14 protein-coding genes and 1 pseudogene are annotated in these 15,183 nt (G+C 68.8%); 4 read left to right on the forward strand and 11 right to left on the reverse strand.

Annotation, left to right across the window (positions count from 1 at the left end):
- Positions 1–22: 22 nt before the first annotated feature.
- Positions 23–1,282, reverse strand: a complete 1,260-nt coding sequence (locus tag PV796_RS36375) for a peptidoglycan-binding protein (RefSeq protein ID WP_274918014.1) — start codon at positions 1,280–1,282, stop codon at positions 23–25.
- Positions 1,283–1,497: 215 nt separating this feature from the next.
- Here PV796_RS36375 and PV796_RS42485 point away from each other — a divergent pair.
- Positions 1,498–2,109, forward strand: a pseudogene (locus PV796_RS42485) (response regulator); the annotation flags it as partial.
- Positions 2,110–2,180: 71 nt separating this feature from the next.
- Here PV796_RS42485 and PV796_RS36380 read toward each other — a convergent pair.
- The 4 genes from PV796_RS36380 to PV796_RS36395 form a co-directional block, all read right to left on the reverse strand.
- Complete coding sequence (locus PV796_RS36380; protein WP_274918015.1) at positions 2,181–2,309, reverse strand: hypothetical protein; 129 nt, start codon at positions 2,307–2,309, stop codon at positions 2,181–2,183.
- Positions 2,310–2,437: 128 nt separating this feature from the next.
- Entirely contained in the window at positions 2,438–3,154 is a 717-nt protein-coding gene (locus PV796_RS36385) for a lytic polysaccharide monooxygenase auxiliary activity family 9 protein (protein WP_274918016.1), read from the reverse strand.
- A gap of 37 nt (positions 3,155–3,191) precedes the next feature.
- Positions 3,192–4,523, reverse strand: a complete 1,332-nt coding sequence (locus PV796_RS36390) for a fibronectin type III domain-containing protein (protein ID WP_274918017.1) — start codon at positions 4,521–4,523, stop codon at positions 3,192–3,194.
- Positions 4,524–5,016: 493 nt separating this feature from the next.
- Positions 5,017–5,370: a hypothetical protein gene (locus tag PV796_RS36395; RefSeq protein WP_274918018.1), complete on the reverse strand. Its 354-nt coding sequence runs from the start codon at positions 5,368–5,370 to the stop codon at positions 5,017–5,019.
- A gap of 422 nt (positions 5,371–5,792) precedes the next feature.
- Here PV796_RS36395 and PV796_RS36400 point away from each other — a divergent pair, with 422 nt between their 5' ends.
- Entirely contained in the window at positions 5,793–6,365 is a 573-nt protein-coding gene (locus PV796_RS36400) for a chorismate mutase (protein WP_274919364.1), read from the forward strand.
- Positions 6,366–6,930: 565 nt separating this feature from the next.
- Here the strand turns inward: PV796_RS36400 and PV796_RS36405 are convergent.
- Positions 6,931–7,512, reverse strand: coding sequence for a hypothetical protein (locus tag PV796_RS36405; RefSeq protein ID WP_274918019.1), 582 nt, complete (start codon positions 7,510–7,512; stop codon positions 6,931–6,933).
- Between the two features lie 162 nt (positions 7,513–7,674).
- On the opposite strand from PV796_RS36405, the gene PV796_RS36410 reads away from it, so the two are divergent.
- Both PV796_RS36410 and PV796_RS36415 read left to right on the forward strand, forming a co-directional pair.
- On the forward strand, positions 7,675–8,406 hold the full coding sequence (locus PV796_RS36410) for a response regulator transcription factor (RefSeq protein WP_274918020.1): 732 nt from the start codon (positions 7,675–7,677) through the stop codon (positions 8,404–8,406).
- On the forward strand, positions 8,403–9,857 hold the full coding sequence (locus tag PV796_RS36415; protein ID WP_274918021.1) for a HAMP domain-containing sensor histidine kinase: 1,455 nt from the start codon (positions 8,403–8,405) through the stop codon (positions 9,855–9,857). Before PV796_RS36410 ends, PV796_RS36415 begins: the two co-directional genes overlap by 4 nt.
- 13 nt (positions 9,858–9,870) lie before the next feature.
- On the opposite strand, the gene PV796_RS36420 is transcribed toward PV796_RS36415, so the two are convergent.
- From PV796_RS36420 to PV796_RS36440, 5 genes are all read right to left on the reverse strand, one after another.
- Positions 9,871–10,227 carry a WhiB family transcriptional regulator gene (locus PV796_RS36420; protein ID WP_274918022.1) on the reverse strand — a complete coding sequence of 119 codons (357 nt, stop codon included), beginning with the start codon at positions 10,225–10,227 and terminating at the stop codon, positions 9,871–9,873.
- Between the two features lie 49 nt (positions 10,228–10,276).
- Entirely contained in the window at positions 10,277–10,966 is a 690-nt protein-coding gene (locus PV796_RS36425) for a response regulator transcription factor (protein ID WP_274918023.1), read from the reverse strand.
- Positions 10,963–12,177: a sensor histidine kinase gene (locus PV796_RS36430; RefSeq protein ID WP_274918024.1), complete on the reverse strand. Its 1,215-nt coding sequence runs from the start codon at positions 12,175–12,177 to the stop codon at positions 10,963–10,965. The genes PV796_RS36425 and PV796_RS36430 overlap by 4 nt, the downstream gene beginning before the upstream one ends.
- A 414-nt stretch (positions 12,178–12,591) precedes the next feature.
- Positions 12,592–12,990: a hypothetical protein gene (locus PV796_RS36435; protein ID WP_274918025.1), complete on the reverse strand. Its 399-nt coding sequence runs from the start codon at positions 12,988–12,990 to the stop codon at positions 12,592–12,594.
- Positions 12,991–13,417: 427 nt separating this feature from the next.
- Complete coding sequence (locus PV796_RS36440; protein WP_274918026.1) at positions 13,418–14,836, reverse strand: glycoside hydrolase family 18 protein; 1,419 nt, start codon at positions 14,834–14,836, stop codon at positions 13,418–13,420.
- Positions 14,837–15,183: the final 347 nt, after the last annotated feature.

Below are 15,183 nucleotides of genomic sequence, written 5' to 3' on the forward strand. Positions count from 1 at the left end.
AACCGTCAAATGTGCTCCAAGTTCAAGAATTGAGACGTCGCCAGGTCTCGGGCCCCGGATAGCCGTCCGCGTTCCGCCCGGTCCACCCCTGCGCCCTCTGGAATGCCTCCACGTTCCGTCGGTCGGCCTCGCCCCAGCTCGGCCCCGGCCCTCTGGTGTAGTACCGCCCGTACCCCTTCTTGACGAGCAGCTTCCCGAGCTTGGTGATGTGTGCGTTGGACTTGCCGGGGCCGAAGTACGAGCTTCCGGGGAAGGCGGACGAGCTGGAACTGCCGTTGCCCGAGGAGCTCCCTCCGCCGTTGCCGGCCGGGATGTTCTTACCGGTCCCGTTGACCAACCGCCGCCAGGTCTCCGGACCGGGGATGCCGTTCGCGTCCGAGCCCGTCCAGCCCTGTGCCTTCTGGAATGCCTGGGTCGCCCTGCGGTCGTCGTCGGTCCAGGTCGGTCCGGTACCGCGCGGGTAGAACCCGGCCCCGCCCCGGCTGCTGAGCATGTTCCCGAGTCGGGTGATGTGCGCGTTGGACTTGCCGGGGCCGAAGGCGGAGCTCCCGGGGAAGGCGGACGAGCCGGAGTTCCCGTTGCCCGGGGCGGTGCTCGCGCCGTCCTCGACGACGTTCTTGTAGCGGTAGGCGACGTAGGAGCCCGAGTTGGAGTAGTAGGCGTACGGGATGGTGCGCTTGACGGTCTTCGGCCGCGTCTGCTCGTAGCCGAGGTAGGAGGTACGAGCCGAGTTCGCCCACCCCGCGAACATCGTCACGTGCGAACCCGCGCCGGGATTGGAGGGGTTGTGGAAGAGCAGGATGTCGCCCGGCTTCAGCTCGCTCTTCGCTATGCGTACCGCATGGCTCGACAGGCTGCCCGTCCACTGGTTGCTGCCGAGCTTCCACGCCATGGAAATGAATCCGGAGCAGTCCTGCCGGTAACCGTCGCGCCAATAGGAGTACATGCTGTACGGGACGCCTTGGTTCACCCAATTCTGCGCCCGCTGGAGGATCTCGGTGCGCGTGATACTGGAGGCCCGGGCGAGTGAGTACGTGGTGAGGACGTTCTGCGCCGAGGCCGTGGCCGTCTGCGGGGCCGCCTGTGCCTCCGGAGCCTGGGCCGTGGCCAGGCCGGTCAGCGAGACCCCACCGAGAACCGCGAGTGCGGCGGCCCGCCGGTGGGCCGCCGCCGTGCCGCTGTTCGTCCCATCCCGTCGCCGTCCCCCGATCCGCTCCACCAGACAGCCGGCACAGTCACAATCGGTACCAGGGGATATCTCAACAAAGGTCGGTGCGGTCATCCTTCTTCTTCCCATTGGTACAGCGGCGTATGGACGTGCTGCCGGAAAAGCACCCGGGATGTTCACTGGACGCTCGGCCGGAGGTGGCTATGGTCCCGGCTGTCGGTTGATCTTTCGTTGCGTCAAAGTCCCTTGACGAGGGGCCTTATGGCACATCCGGGGTGGCGCGGTGCGGCTGACGAACGTTGAAGTCGTGTACGGGAAAGGGCCCACAGATGTGTCGTGTCGTGGTGGCGGACGATGAGGAAGTCGTCCTGGACGGACTTGTCTTGGCGCTGGACTCCGCCCCGGACATCCAGGTCGTCGGCCGTGCCGCGTCCGGCGGCCAGGCACTGAGCCTGGCGGTCATGCTCTCGCCGGACGTGCTCGTCGTGGACCTGCGGATGCGAGACCTGGGCGGTCTGGCTCTCGCCCGACGGTTGCGCGACGCCGGCCGCTGCGCACCCCGGATCCTGGCCGTCACCTCGTGCGCGGACCGTGCCCTACTGGTCGAGGCGTGGGCGTTGGGCGTGCGCGGGCTGCTGCTCAAGACCTCGGCTGCGTCTGACCTGTTGTACGCGGTCCGCAAGGTCGCCGCCGGGGGAGCGGTGGTGGACTCGCAACTCGTCACCGATGTGCTCGATCACCTCGCCCGCTTCCGGGACCCGGCGACGATGGCCTTCGAACGACGCTGGCAGCAGCTCACCGAGCGGGAACGGCGTGCCGTCATCGGAGTCTCGCAGGGGCTCACCAACCTGGCCATCGCACAGCGCCTGGGGGTGGCGGAGGGGACGGTGAAGTCGCATGTCTCGCGCGCGTTGGGGAAGTTGCAGTTGCGCAACCGCGCACATGTCGCCGCGGTGTTCAACCGGGTCCGTCAGGTGCGTGGCCCCTGGGAGCCTGGAGTGCGGGGCTCGGATCAGGGCGGGGGCTCCGCGGACTTACCGGTGTCCTCGTGGACCGAGTTCATGACGTCGGGCATGGCTCGCCAGGAGATGCGCCCGCCCCGCTCGTACGGGACGTCGCGCAGGGCGGGACGTGGAGCCACGAGAGCCCCTCGGCCGCTGCGTGACCAGTGGAGTCACGACGTCAACGACCGAGGGGCGCTGCCCCGTCACCCCGCCTCTGGCCTGCCCGTTGCCCGCTTCGGCCACAGGGCACCGGGACGGGCGATGCCTACCGGAACGTCACGTCCGAGCAGGAGTAGAAGGCTTCCTGGCTCTGGAAAGAGCCGTCCGGCTTCTTCAGCCCGTGCCAGATCGTGTAGATCAGGTGCTTGCCCTGCTTTTGCGGGAGTTGGGCCTTGAAGGTGAAGACCTTGGAACCGAGGAACCCCGCCGGGGCGGCAGTCGCCGCGGTGTTGTCGGCGCTGAGGAACGGGGTGTCCTCCAGGTCCGACCACTTCAGCGGCTTGGACGGGTCGTAGCCGTCCTTGGTCACGTACATCTCCATCCGGTACGGGTTGTGCAGCGCGCTGATGTCGTACTGGAAGGTGTGCTCCCGGCCGCTGGCCAGGGAGGTGGACGGGAAGTCGGTGCGCGCCAGGTCCAGGCCCGCGAACTGGCCGTTGTTGGCGCTGCACAGCTTGCCGTCCGGGATGTGGCGGCGGTGCTGCGGGGAGGAGGTGGGGGCGGAGTGGTCGATCGCCTGCCCTTGGACGATCGACTTCCAGTCGCCGATCTGGCCCGAGCCCAGGGCGAGCGCCGCCTTACAGGCGGCATTGCTCGGCGACCAGCCCTCCTTGGCACAGGCAACGGTGCGGCTGACCGGATTGCCTGTCGCGCCGTGGGCCGCGGCCGGGCCGGCGGTGAGGACGGTCAGGGCCAGCGGGACGCCGCCGAGGACGGCAAGGGCGAGCGTCGTGGAGCGGCGGGTGCGGAGGGGGGTGTGCATGGTGGTCTCCTGAAGAGCGCGGTGCGGAGGTGCGCGGTCAACGGCCGGTGGTGACGGACTTCTCGGGGGAGAACGCGCCCCAACTGCCGTTGCCGAGCTGGGCCCGGAGCTTCACCTTGTACGTCCTGCCGGGGTTGGCCCCGACCAGCACCTCGCGGGAGGCGCGGGCCGAGGGAATCGGCATGATCGGGTCCCCGGTGCCCCACATGAAGGTCTGGGCGAGCTTCCCGTCGAGGTGGACCTGGTAAGTGGTGATCTGTCCCTGGCCCTTGGGCACCGCCCAGGCGAGGTTCAGGTAGTGCTGGGTGACGGGCCCGTCCTGCTTGGCGAAGGTCGAGGCCGCGAAGTCTCCTGGTGCCCCGTTCCCGCCACCGCCCCCGTCGGCGGTGGTGGTCACGGTGATCTCGTCGGTCGGGTCGGACTCCTTGCCGGAACCGTCGAGGGCGGTGACCTTGAACCGGTACACGGTGTTCGGGCTGAGCCCGCCGAGCACGGCGGAGGTGGCCGTGGAGCCGGCCTCCTGCGCCTTGGCTCCGTTGCGGTAGATCCGGTAGCCGGTCACGGCGACGTCGTCGGTGGCGGCCAGCCAGCGCAGCGACACCTGGTTCGGCCCGATGGCCTCTCCCGCCAACTTCTTCGGCATGGTGGGCTTTTGGGTGTCGTCCCCGGGCGCCGGATGCGTGGTCAGCGAGACCTCCCGGCTGAAGCCGGACCGGTTCCCGGCCACGTCCACCGCGCGTACCTTGAACCGGTGAGTGGTGGCGGGTTTGAGGTTCTCGACGTTGGTCATCGTCATGCCGTTGCCCACCGTCTTGGCGAGCTTGCCGTCCTGGAAGACCTCGTACTTGTCCACCCCGGAACCGGAATCCTCCGAGGCCCGCCACATGACGTGCACCGTCCGGTGGTCGATGACGTGGGAGCCCTTCTCCACGGGATCGGACGGGGGAGTGGTGTCCTCCGGGACGCCGGGGTCATCGCGGCCGTCGACCTTGCAGCCGGAGGTCCGCGGTATCCCCTTGCCGGAGGGATTGATCCCGACGTCGACCTTCCGTTCGCCCTTGGCGGGGACCCCGGCCCGGTCCCCGATCGGGGTGACGGTGACGTGCCGGCCCGCCTGACGCAGCGTGAAGGCCCACGGATCGTGGATGGTGGCCTGCCCCTCTGACAGGTCGAACTCCAGCTTCCAGTCCTTGGCGTAGGCGTTCCCGCTGTTGCGGATGACCATGTTGCCCGTGGCCCACCACGGGCTCGCCCCACCGGCGATACGACAGCTCGCGCCCAACTCGGCGGACTGGCCGGCGGTGGCTACGACGGGGATGACGGCCAGCGCGCCGACTCCGACAAGGGCACTCGCGCACACGAGCACCATTCACTTACGGGGCATCAGAAGACCTCTTCGGAGGGAGCGGCACATTCAACGCTTTCGACCCTAGGCATGCTTTCGGGGCGAAACGCGCCTCAAGGCCCGTTTCCCCGATTCCTTGAAGCGGAGTTAAGGGTGGGCTATCCGGTACTTGATGAATCCCCTGTCGCCCGGGGCCGCACCGCGGTGGCAACGAACGGAAGACCGCCGTCGTTCGGTCGCGCTCACAACCACGGGAACTTCCGGGCGCCTTCGTGACGGGGCACAGGGCGGCAGGTCCCTCCGGCTCGCCGTGCCTGGTGTGCGATGCTCCGGTCCGGTCCCGGGAGGGTGTCACCGACTGGACGGCGAAGTGCTCGTTGTGACAGTGGAGTTGAGGGTCATTGCTGTCGGGGGTGTCGCCGGGGTGGGGGTCAAGTGCCCTCTCGACTGGCTGCACCAGGCGCAGTCCCCCACCCATCCAGTCCAAGTGCGTGGATGGGGCCTACTGTTGGGCGTCTCAGTGCAGTTGACGCCCCATCTTCGCTGCCCGACTGTTCCGGCCCTTGGTCTCCCACCACTCTTCCAGCAACGTGCGGACCAAGTGCACCAGTTGGCGGAGCCGATCAGGATCGGGGTGAGGTGAGGTGAGCACGTCCACGAAGGACTTGTCTTTCCACGGCAGTGTGAACTCCCAGCGTTCGTCCTGGTGCCCTTGACGCACTGCGGCGATCTCGTAGGTGAACGTCAGGCCGCGGTCGGCGCGATGAAGTACCGACAGGCCGAGGACGTGAAATGTGACCTGCCCGTCGCCAGTTGTGTACGAGCGAGCCAGGGCTTGCTCCGCTGGCGTCCGCTTCGCCTTGTGTTCCATCCGCCCTTCACCTCATCTCGTGACGGACGACTTCCCCGCGCACGGGTAGCCAACACTTACTGGCGCTGGCTGGTACTGGCACTGGCCGGGCTCGTGGCACGAACTACCGGTACTCGTGGTTTTGGCCGGCCCAGGCAAGTGTCATGGGCGCCCGTTCCATCAACCTTTGACATCAGGAACCCTCCTTTCGTCACCCGTCACCGCTCTGGTCCGGTGGTCATGATGGTGCGGTGCCCGTCCCTGTCCGGCGGGTGCTCCGTTTCCGATGGGAAAGAGGCGCCATGTTGCGCGGACGCCGTACTGTCTCCGCCCTGGCCGTGGCCGGGGCTGCCATTGTTGCCACCGGTGTATTGGGTACCACTCCCGTGCAGGCACTGACCTCCGGTGCCTCACCGCACGATGGGGTGGTAGCCGTGAGTGCCATGGACCGGCACCCGCAGGACCTGACTCCACTCGTACGGATCGCCGCGCAGCGCCTGCTGACGGCCGATCAGGTCGCTGCCTCCAAGTGGCTGTCGGGCGCGCCCATTGAGGACCCCGATCGGGAGCAGCAGGTTCTTGAGGCGATGGATGCGGAGGCGGTGCGGCTCGGCATCGACCGGGCCACGGTCCAGCGGGTCTTCCGGGACCAGATCGAGGCCAACAAGTACGTGCAGCACGCCCTGCACGACCGCTGGCGCGCCCATCCTGCTGAGGCTCCCACCACGGCGCCGGACCTCGGAGTCGTCCGTGAGGAGATCAACCGGCTCAACGCGGCCCTGCTGCTTGCGATCCGCGACGCGGGGCCCCTGCTGACTGAACCCCGCTGCGCGCCCTACCGCAAGCACGCCCGGGAGGCCGTGGCGCGGGAACTCCGCCTGGATCAGGTTCATTCCGAGGCCCTGCAGCGTGCCCTCACCGACCTCTGCACCGCCCGACCCCAAGCAACCGACCCTGGCCGGGATCTGCCGGACGCCATGGCCCAGGTGATTGCCGCAGACACCGAGGACCGGTAGGCCCCTCGCTGTCTGGTCTGCGAGGGGCGCCCCGTTCACCGCTTCACGGAGGGGATGGGAGAGGGCGTCAGAGCCCTCTCCCGTGTCGTCCACAGTGCCGCTGTGCGGAATGCCATTGACGGGCGAGTTGCTCAACTTGTGCTTGTTGTAGAGGAGTTGTGGCGGAGACTGAGACCCGCCTCTCCCGTCACGTCCCGGTCTGGCTGCTCGGTGCGGCTGCCGGGCTGCTCGCGGCTTCGCCGCACCAACCTGTTCGGTCGGTGCCTGGCATTCACCGACCCGCGCGAGCTCGCGCACTACCCGAGCGACGCTGCCCCTCGAAGGCGCAAAACCGGGGGGCTATGGCGTTCTCCTTGCGTTGCGACGGGAATAACTACGGGGATGAATGCGGAAATTGCTACGGGAATGGCTACGAGAATGACTCTCGCGGTGATGCATTTCTCACGGTTACGCATGCCGGCTTGCCGGTTGCTTCGTGTGGCGCGGGAAGCCGAAAGCCTGGACGGATGTGAGGCGCGCTGCCGCGCGGGTCACGGCCTTCTGCGCATCTCTTGGCGTGACGCGCCTACTTGGGATAGGTCTCGACCATCGGGGCGTGGTCGTACCAGGAGCAGATGACCGAGACTTCCTCGCCGTTCCTGTTGAAGGTCACCCGGATCCAGTGCGGGTCCTGCCACTGCTGCATCTGCCAGCCGGAGGCGGGCGTGGCCGAGATCAGGGTGGCGGAGCTGGTTCCCATGTCGAAGGCGACTTGGCCGCCCTTGACCTGTACCGCCTGGACTTTGCTGTTCGAGGGTGGGGTGGGTGAGGAGGGCGGGGTTGCTGGTGCGGTGGTGTCTCCGCCTGCGCCTTCGGAGGGCGCGCTGTCGTCCGTGGTGGGGGAGGGGCTGCCCGAGCCGCGGGCTCCTGGTGCGCCGGACCGCCCCGAGGGCGGCGGGGCGGTGGGCGGTGCTGCCGAGGAGAGGTGTGCCGGGCGGGAGGGGGTGGGACCGGCGCCGTCCGCATCCGTCTTGCCGGAGAGCTTCAGTAGGCTCGGGGGATCGTAGATGGTGCCCGACAGGGCGGAATGGATGCCCCACCACGAAAGTGCGGCGGCGGTCCCCGTGGCCAGTAGCCACGCCAATCCGCCGATGAAGCGTCTTCCCATTCCGGCACGATATCGAGGCTGTTGGGGCGAGCGCTCAACAGGGGCCGCATTGTGCCGACTTTTGTTGACCTTGTCCGACTGAATTCCCGTTGCGGTCATCCTTGGTTGATGGTTCGGTCTGATGCGTGTGTGTGCTGGATAAGGATGCGTAGACTTCCGGTTATGGCAAGTGTGCTGGTGGTCGAGGACGACCCTTTCGTTCGCTCAGCTCTCATTCGACATCTGAACGAGGAGGCGCACGCCGTCCGCAGCGTCGGCACGGCACTTGAGGCGCTGCGTGAGGTCACGTCGAACGACTTCGACGTCGTCATCCTCGATCTGGGCCTGCCCGACTTGGACGGCTCCCAGGCACTGAAGATGCTGCGTGGCATCAGTGACGTGCCCGTCATCGTCGCCACCGCCCGCGACGACGAGGGCGAGATCGTCAGGCTGCTCAACGGCGGCGCCGACGACTACCTGACCAAGCCCTTTTCCGTGGAGCAGCTCTCCGCGCGGATGGCTGCCGTGCTGCGTCGTGCGCGGGGCCATGGCGGCTCCGGCTTCCGTGACGTCGACGCCGCTCTCGTCCGGGCCGGTGGGCTGGTCATCGATGTTCAGCGCAGGCGGGCGGAGTTGGACGGTGTCGCCCTGGAGCTGACCCGGCGGGAGTTCGACCTGCTGACCTACCTGGCCCAGCGGCCCGGCGTCGTCGTTCCCCGCAAGGTGTTGCTGTCGGAGGTGTGGCAACAGACGTACGGGGACGACCAGACCGTCGACGTTCACTTGTCCTGGCTGCGCCGCAAGTTGGGCGAGAAGGCATCCAACCCCCGCTACCTGCACACCCTCCGTGGCGTGGGCGTCAAACTGCAGGCGCCCGAGGAGGGTGGGGAGCCCTTGGCGGCACAGCACGCATGAGATGGGCGCTGGTGAGGATCTGCCTGGCCGCTACGGCCATGGTGGTGGCTTCCTTCGCCGTCCCGCTGGGGTTCGTGGTGCGGGACATGGTGCGCGACCGGGCCGAGACCAACGCCGAACGGCAGGCCGCCGCGCTGACCCCCGTGCTGTCCATCACCACAGACCGCGGGCAGCTCGCCAAGGCCCTTGCCTCGACCCAGGCAGGGGCGACCGAGCGCATGGCGGTCCACCTTCCCCGTACGGACGGTGAGGCCACGGCTGCCGGGCCCGGCAGGGTCAGGGCTGCCCCACAGGCCGTGGCGGCCGCCCGTGACCGTGGCCAGACAGGGACCGCACCCGTGCCCGGCGGGGTGGTGCTGCTCCGGCCCACCGCCGTGGGGAACGGGGTCGCCGTCGTCGAAGTCTTCGTCCCCGACGCCGAGATGAGCAACGGAGTGGGCACTGCCTGGCTGATCCTCTCCGGTGTCGCGGTGGCCTTGATCGTCGGCTCCGTGGCGGTGGCCGACAGGCTGGGCCGGCGGGTGGTGCGGTCGGCGCGTCGGCTGGCCGAGGCGGCCAGGGAGCTGGGCGTCGGTCGGCTGAGCGCCCGGGTGCGGGAAGACGGACCACCGGAACTGCGCGCGGCCGGTGGCGCGTTCAACGCGATGGTCGACCAAGTGGTGCAACTCCTGGCCGCTGAACGGGAACTGGCCGCAGACCTGTCCCATCGCTTGCGCACTGGGCTGACTGTGCTGCGCCTGAACACGGCCTCACTCGGTGACGGCCCGGCTGCCTGGCACACCCGGGAGGCGGTGCGGCAGTTGGAAGGCGAAGTCGACACGATCATCCGCACGGCCCGGGAGCAGCGCCCCCAACCGGCACAGGAGGGTGCCCCGAGCGAGGGGATCGGCTGTGATGCGGCCGAGGTGATTCAGGAACGGATGTCGTTCTGGTCGGCTCTCGCGGAGGACGAGGGGCGCCGGGTGAGTCTGGGCGGGGTCGGTGAGGTCGTGCGGGTGCCGGTGCGCCGTCCCGATCTCGCGGCGGCGCTCGACGCCATGCTCGGCAACGTCTTCCGGCACACGAGCGAGGGCACGGCCTTCGCGGTCGACGTGCACACCACCCCCGATGCGGTCATCGTGCTGGTCTCGGACGCGGGGGAGGGCATCCCCGACCCGGCGGCGGCACTTCGGCGCGGCAACTCGGGACGACAGCAAGGCTCCACGGGCCTCGGTCTGGACATCGTGCGCAAGTTGGCGGAGTCCACCGGCGGGGACGTGCGGATCGGCCGCTCGGCGCTGGGCGGCGCTGAGATACGCCTATGGATCTGCCGGGACATCCGGCTCGCCGCCGCGCAGGGACCTCGGCGCACCCATCGGTTGGCCACCAGGCACGCAGTCGCCCCGAGCACGTCGGCTCGCCGGGTGGGACACCAGTCGTTCGTTGGTCGAGGTGGTCGGCACCGGCGCTGACGCCGGGGCGCCGTCAGCGCGGTTCACTGTCCGGCACGGTAGGTGACCTCCCGTCCCGGGTGGTGGCCGCGTCTGCCCCGCCCGTTCCCCGGGCCGGAGAGCCGGTACACAGCAGACGCTTCCGTTCACGTGCGGACAGTCCGCCCCACACGCCGTGCCGTACTTCGTTGCGCAGCGCGTAGTCCAGACAAGCCTCGATGATCGGGCAGGCGGTGCACGCCGCCCTCGCCTGGTCGGTGTTGCGGTCCAGCGGTGGGAAGAACACCTCGGGGTCGGTGTGGGTGCACCGGGCGCCTCCCCAACCCACCACCTCGACCCGCATGTTCTCGGCGAGGGTCGGACGCCTGACGGGGGTTGGCCGTTCCGACATGGTGCCTCCTGGTCTGGCGAGGAGCGGGACTGGTTCCTGCGTGCGGCCCTCAAAGGGGCGTCTGCCGCCCGACGTCGTCGGCGCAGCTGTCGATCAGACCGACCGTGTAGGCGACTACCGCGGCCTGGGTGCGGTTCTCCAGTCCGAGCTTGGACAGGGTGCGGGACACATACGTCTTGACGCTGGCCCCGGAGAGGTGGAGTTGCTTGGCGATCTGCTCGTTGGTCATGCCCATCCCGACCAGGGCGAGGACCTTGCGCTCGCTGTCGCTGAGCGCCGCGACCTTCGCATTGATGCCGTGCACCCGCACCGGCATCCGTCGCGCCGCCCGGCGGACCAGGTTCTGCAGCACGTCCCGGGCGAACACCCGGCCGCCGGACATGACCACGTGCAGGGCCGAGAACAACTCCTCCGCCCTGAGGTCCTTCAGCAGGAATCCGTGGGCGCCGGCGCTCAGGGCTTCGAAGACCTGCTCGTCGGTGTTGTAGGTGCTCAGAACCAACACCCGGGGTGGTTCCGGCAGTTCCAGCAGCTTGCGGGTGGCGGCGATCCCGTCGATGTTGGGCATCCGCAGGTCCACCAACGCAACGTCCGGTCGGTGAGCGCGTGCCTGGCTGAGGGCGTCAGCACCGTCCACGGCCTCGGCGACGACCTCGAAGTCGTCCGAGGTCTCCAGCATCATGCGCAGGCCGGAACGGATGATGGCCTGATCGTCGACGATCGCAACGCGGATGGTCATGAGTTCTGCTCCCTCTCGGTGCTGCGGCTGTCCGGTGGCAGTGCCATCACGGCTTCGATGCGATATCCGCCGTCCGCTGCCGGCCCGGCACGGAACGTTCCGCCACCCATCTCGACCACACTCCGCATGCTGTGCAGTCCCAGTCCTCCGGAGCCACCCACCGGCTTCAACCGCTGCACGGGGCGGCCGTTGTGGACGGTCAGAGTCACCGAGCGCGGCGCGAAGGCCAGGCCGATGCGGACCGGGGCGCCGGGTGCGTGCTTGGCGGCGTTGGTGAGCGCCTCGCGACTGACCCGGTACAGCCGCGACTCGGTGCCGGCGTCGAGCGGGCGTACGGTGCCCTCGACCGAGTAGGCGGCTTGGATGCCCACCGCACGCATGTTGCGGGCCAGCGCCTCAAGGAACTCATGGCAGCTCGCGTACGCGCAGGTCTCCTCGTCCGCCTGCCCGTCCTCGTCGCGCAGGACCGTGATGACCCGGCGCAGCTCCTGCATGACGGTGATCGCGCCGTCCTGGATGTCCTGGAACGCCTTGGTGGCCTGAGGCGGCAGGTCGGGCTGCCGTTCGGCGGTGGAGGCGCGCAGCACCAGCAACGTGGCGTGGTGCCCGACCGTGTCGTGGATCTCGAACGCCAGCCGGGTCCGTTTCTCCAGCATGACGAACCGCGCCGCGTGCTCGGTGGCGGCCTCGGCGTGCGAGAGCTGCTCCTGCAACTGCTCCTTGAGCTCGCGTTGGCGGCGCACCATCCGCCCGTAGAAGGCCGGCAGCACCGTGTAGAGGACCACCATGTAGGTGCCCCAGACCGGATCGCTGATGACTTCCCCGGTGAGCAACCTGGCCACGACGTACGCCAGCGCGCCGCCGCCCGTGACGAGGGCGCGCGCCCCACGGCCGTAGAGACCGACGGCGTACGACGCGGCGATCAGCGCGGTGGCCTCGTCGGAGGCGAAGGTGGCCAAGGCAGCCACCGCCACGCACAGTTCGGGGCGGTTGCGACGCCACAGCAGACTCGCGGCCGCGGCCATCGCACACAGCGTGCTCAGCAGATAGGAATGGGTGAAGCCGGTGTCGTGGCTGGAGGTCAGCAACACCACGCTGGTCAGGCCGACCAGCAGCGCCAACGTCACGTCCTGGACGAGGTCGGAGCACCGGCCGGCGCCGAGGAGGTAGCCGACCCGCCGCTGGACCATCGCCCACAGGTCCGCGGCCATCACGGCCTCACCTCGGTACGGGACGGAAGGGCCGCCGGCGGGGGCGGGGCCAAGAGTCGGTGGCGCAGCAGGAATCTACTCATCGGTCCAAACGCGGGTCGGACGGCGGCTGGGGGACCGCGTCGGTGGGCGGAGACGACCGCCGTGCGCCGAACCGGGTGGTTCGGGCGAGCGGCAATGCGGGGCGCATCGGGTCTCCAGAGGTGGGAGGGCGCCCACCTGGGCAGTCTTCGGCGCACGGTGCGGCGCCGAAGCCTGCGCCGTTGAAGCAACGGTTCCGTGCCCGAGGTGAGTTCCACGGCATAGGCGGATTGCCTCACCGAGCACCTCCGGCACGTGGGCACCGCGCCGCGCTCGGGTGCCTCAACCACAGGGTCGCACTCGGGCGCCAACGGGCGATCCGCACGAAGGGGGTCAGGGAGCTGCCGTTGGAGGACAAGTCCCTCCCCCGTCGTCGGTGGCGGCCCGGCCGGATGCGTCGGTCTGCCTCGGCCGGTGCTTCGCCTTCGGGGCGGGGGCCGGGCCGTGCTCGTCGACCCGTGCCCGGATCAGAAAGGAGCCGGTCCGGCTGGTGCCGGCGATCTGCTCGATGGTGCTGAATTCCTCGGCATGGGCCAGCGCCTCCGTGATGCGGAGACCAACGAATCCGAGGGCGGCCAGCAGCGGTACGAGGACGACGATCACCATGCGGGCGGCCGCGCGCAGCCGACTCCGGCCGGGAATCCGGGTGCCGGCAGCGGCATGGGCTCTGGAACCACTACCGCGCCGGGTCCGCTGCGGCCCGACATGCCGGGGAGCTGCGTCTGGATTCACGGAGGGGCCTGTTCTCGAAAAACGGGTTCGGCGCCACCCTGGACAGGGGCGCACCGCGCTTTCAGCGTATGTAGCTCCGGGGGGACCCCACCCTGACCAAAGTGTGAACGTCGTCGGCCAAAAGTTGATTCTGGGCCTCTTTGGGTGCTGGAGTCACGGAGGGTCACCGAGTCCGCGATCATGGACGGTCGGCGACGAGGGCGCCGTGGGCACGGCCGAGGCCGGTGACGTGACGGCGGTCACCCACAAGGCCAACGAACACAACCCGGAACCCAGCCGCCCGGCCCGTCGCGTCGGCGATCGCCCGGCGCATGCAGGGACCGTCCGCCGGCTGGGCGCGGAGCGTCAGCGTTCCGGCTCGTGGGCCTGGGCCCGGGGCTCCGGGCGGCCGATCCGCTCGGGCAACCCGGAGCCCCTCACCTCAGGTTCAGCCGGTGTACTTGGCGAATTCCTTGCTGAATGCCAGCGGTTGCTGAAGGATCGAGCTGCAGGTCGCATCGGCCCACTGGGTCTGGCCCTGCGGGCACTGCTTGTCCCGGGTGCCGGACCACACGGACAGCCCGCCGAGGTGTTTTTCCTTGGCGAACTCCACCAGCTTCTCGGCGTCCGCGAGCGTGAAGACCTCGCCCTGTACGTCGTTCTGGCCGATCATCGGCGTGACCACCAGCCGCTTCCACGCCTGAGCGTCGGTCAGACCGAAGAGGCTCTTGAGCGTGGCTTGGGTGCCCTTCGCCGCGCTGATTGCGTAGTCGCCCATATTGCCGGTGTAGGCGGGGCCGTAGTCCATCGCCATGATGTTCACCGTGGCGTTGGTGAGGCCGTTGCCCTTGGCGTTCTTGAGGAATTCCTGGCCGTTGTGGTCCAGGCCCTCCGTGGTCACCGGCAGAGTGAGACTGATGTCCAACTCCTTGCCCTTGTCGGCCGCCTTCTTCTGCAGGATGCCGATGGCTTGCGCGCGGCGGGTGTTCGACGCCTGGTCGGCGATGGCGCCGCCCTCGATGTCGAAGTCGACCTTGGTGAGTGCGTAGCTGTCGATGACCTTCTGGTAGGCGTCGGCGAGCGCGGTGGCGCTGGTGCACGCCTGGCCGAGCTCCATGCCGTTGGCGCCGCCGAACGAGACCCGTACGTCGCCGCCCGCCGTGCGGAACGCGCCGATCTGCTGGGTGACCGGATTGCCGTTGAGATCGGTGACGCCGCCCCACTTGGGGGTGCAGGAGCCGCCTGCGGAGACCACGAACGCCAGGTTGAACTCCTTGGCGCCGGTGGCCTTGGCGGTGGCCGACAGGTCGAAGGGCGGGTAGAGCTGGGTGTCGACGTACGGCGCGAAGGGGGCGCTCGTGCCGGTGCCCGGCGGCGGGGTGGTGGGCGGCGTCGGACCGGTGGACGGGTCCTGACCGCCGGGCGGCGAGGAGGGGGAGGCCGGTGCGGACGGGGAGGTCGAAGGTGAGGGCCTGCCCGGCGGCTGGGTGGTCGGCGAGCACTGCTCACCGTTGATCAGGCAGTTGGACGGGGTGCTGTTCGCGCCCTTGCCGTGCTCCGCGCTGAAGCCGATGGTCAGCTTCTGTCCCGGCTGGATCTTCTCGTTCCAGCTCTCCGGGGTCACCACCACATGACGGCCGTTGACGGTGTGCTTCCCGTTCCACAGGGAGTCGATGGTGGTGTCGTCCGGGAGGTCGAATTCGAGCTTCCAGCCCGCGTGCTCGCCACCGGCGGCGTTCGAGATCTCGTAAACGCCGGTGTAACCGGTCTCCCATGTCGAGGACTTGGAGAATTCCGCACTCACCGCGGCGGCATGCGCGGACGCGGGCAGCAGCAGGGCTATGCCGCCGACCGCCACAGCGGTCACCGAAGCGGTGATGACCTTCGTTCTGCGGGAGACTCTGCGTCGATGGGTCGTGGGCGGGGAGGGGTGCGACACGGATGCGCTCCTCGATCAATCGGTAACGGATGTTCGAGGACCGAAGCTATGTAGTCAAAGGTGGAGCTGCCTATCGCTATAGGGAAATGCCTGACCGGCAAATCGCCGCGGCCGAAGCGGAATTGAGGGCGCCTTCGGAAGCGGGTGCAGGGGCTGACGGAAAGCGGTTCGGACAGTGCCCGGTGAAAGGCGCTGCGGGCTCGCGGAAACTGTCCTCCCGTGGAAACTGTCCTCCTTCGGCGACAGGGATTCCCACCTTTGGCGCCGGGGAATGC

It is taken from the genome of Streptomyces sp. WZ-12, assembly GCF_028898845.1.
Lineage (GTDB): Bacteria > Actinomycetota > Actinomycetes > Streptomycetales > Streptomycetaceae > Streptomyces.

Excerpts from the sequence above, each read along its gene's own strand:
- PV796_RS36425 (WP_274918023.1), bottom strand. The coding sequence starts at position 10,966 with ATGACCATCCGCGTTGCGATCGTCGACGATCAGGCCATCATCCGTTCC.
- PV796_RS36390 (WP_274918017.1), bottom strand. The coding sequence starts at position 4,523 with ATGGTGCTCGTGTGCGCGAGTGCCCTTGTCGGAGTCGGCGCGCTGGCC.
- PV796_RS36410 (WP_274918020.1), top strand. The coding sequence starts at position 7,675 with ATGGCAAGTGTGCTGGTGGTCGAGGACGACCCTTTCGTTCGCTCAGCT.
- PV796_RS36415 (WP_274918021.1), top strand. The coding sequence starts at position 8,403 with ATGAGATGGGCGCTGGTGAGGATCTGCCTGGCCGCTACGGCCATGGTG.
- PV796_RS36385 (WP_274918016.1), bottom strand. The coding sequence starts at position 3,154 with ATGCACACCCCCCTCCGCACCCGCCGCTCCACGACGCTCGCCCTTGCC.
- PV796_RS36405 (WP_274918019.1), bottom strand. The coding sequence starts at position 7,512 with ATGGGAAGACGCTTCATCGGCGGATTGGCGTGGCTACTGGCCACGGGG.
- PV796_RS36395 (WP_274918018.1), bottom strand. The coding sequence starts at position 5,370 with ATGGAACACAAGGCGAAGCGGACGCCAGCGGAGCAAGCCCTGGCTCGC.
- PV796_RS36400 (WP_274919364.1), top strand. The coding sequence starts at position 5,793 with ATGGACCGGCACCCGCAGGACCTGACTCCACTCGTACGGATCGCCGCG.
- PV796_RS36375 (WP_274918014.1), bottom strand. The coding sequence starts at position 1,282 with ATGACCGCACCGACCTTTGTTGAGATATCCCCTGGTACCGATTGTGAC.
- PV796_RS36430 (WP_274918024.1), bottom strand. The coding sequence starts at position 12,177 with ATGGCCGCGGACCTGTGGGCGATGGTCCAGCGGCGGGTCGGCTACCTC.
- PV796_RS36420 (WP_274918022.1), bottom strand. The coding sequence starts at position 10,227 with ATGTCGGAACGGCCAACCCCCGTCAGGCGTCCGACCCTCGCCGAGAAC.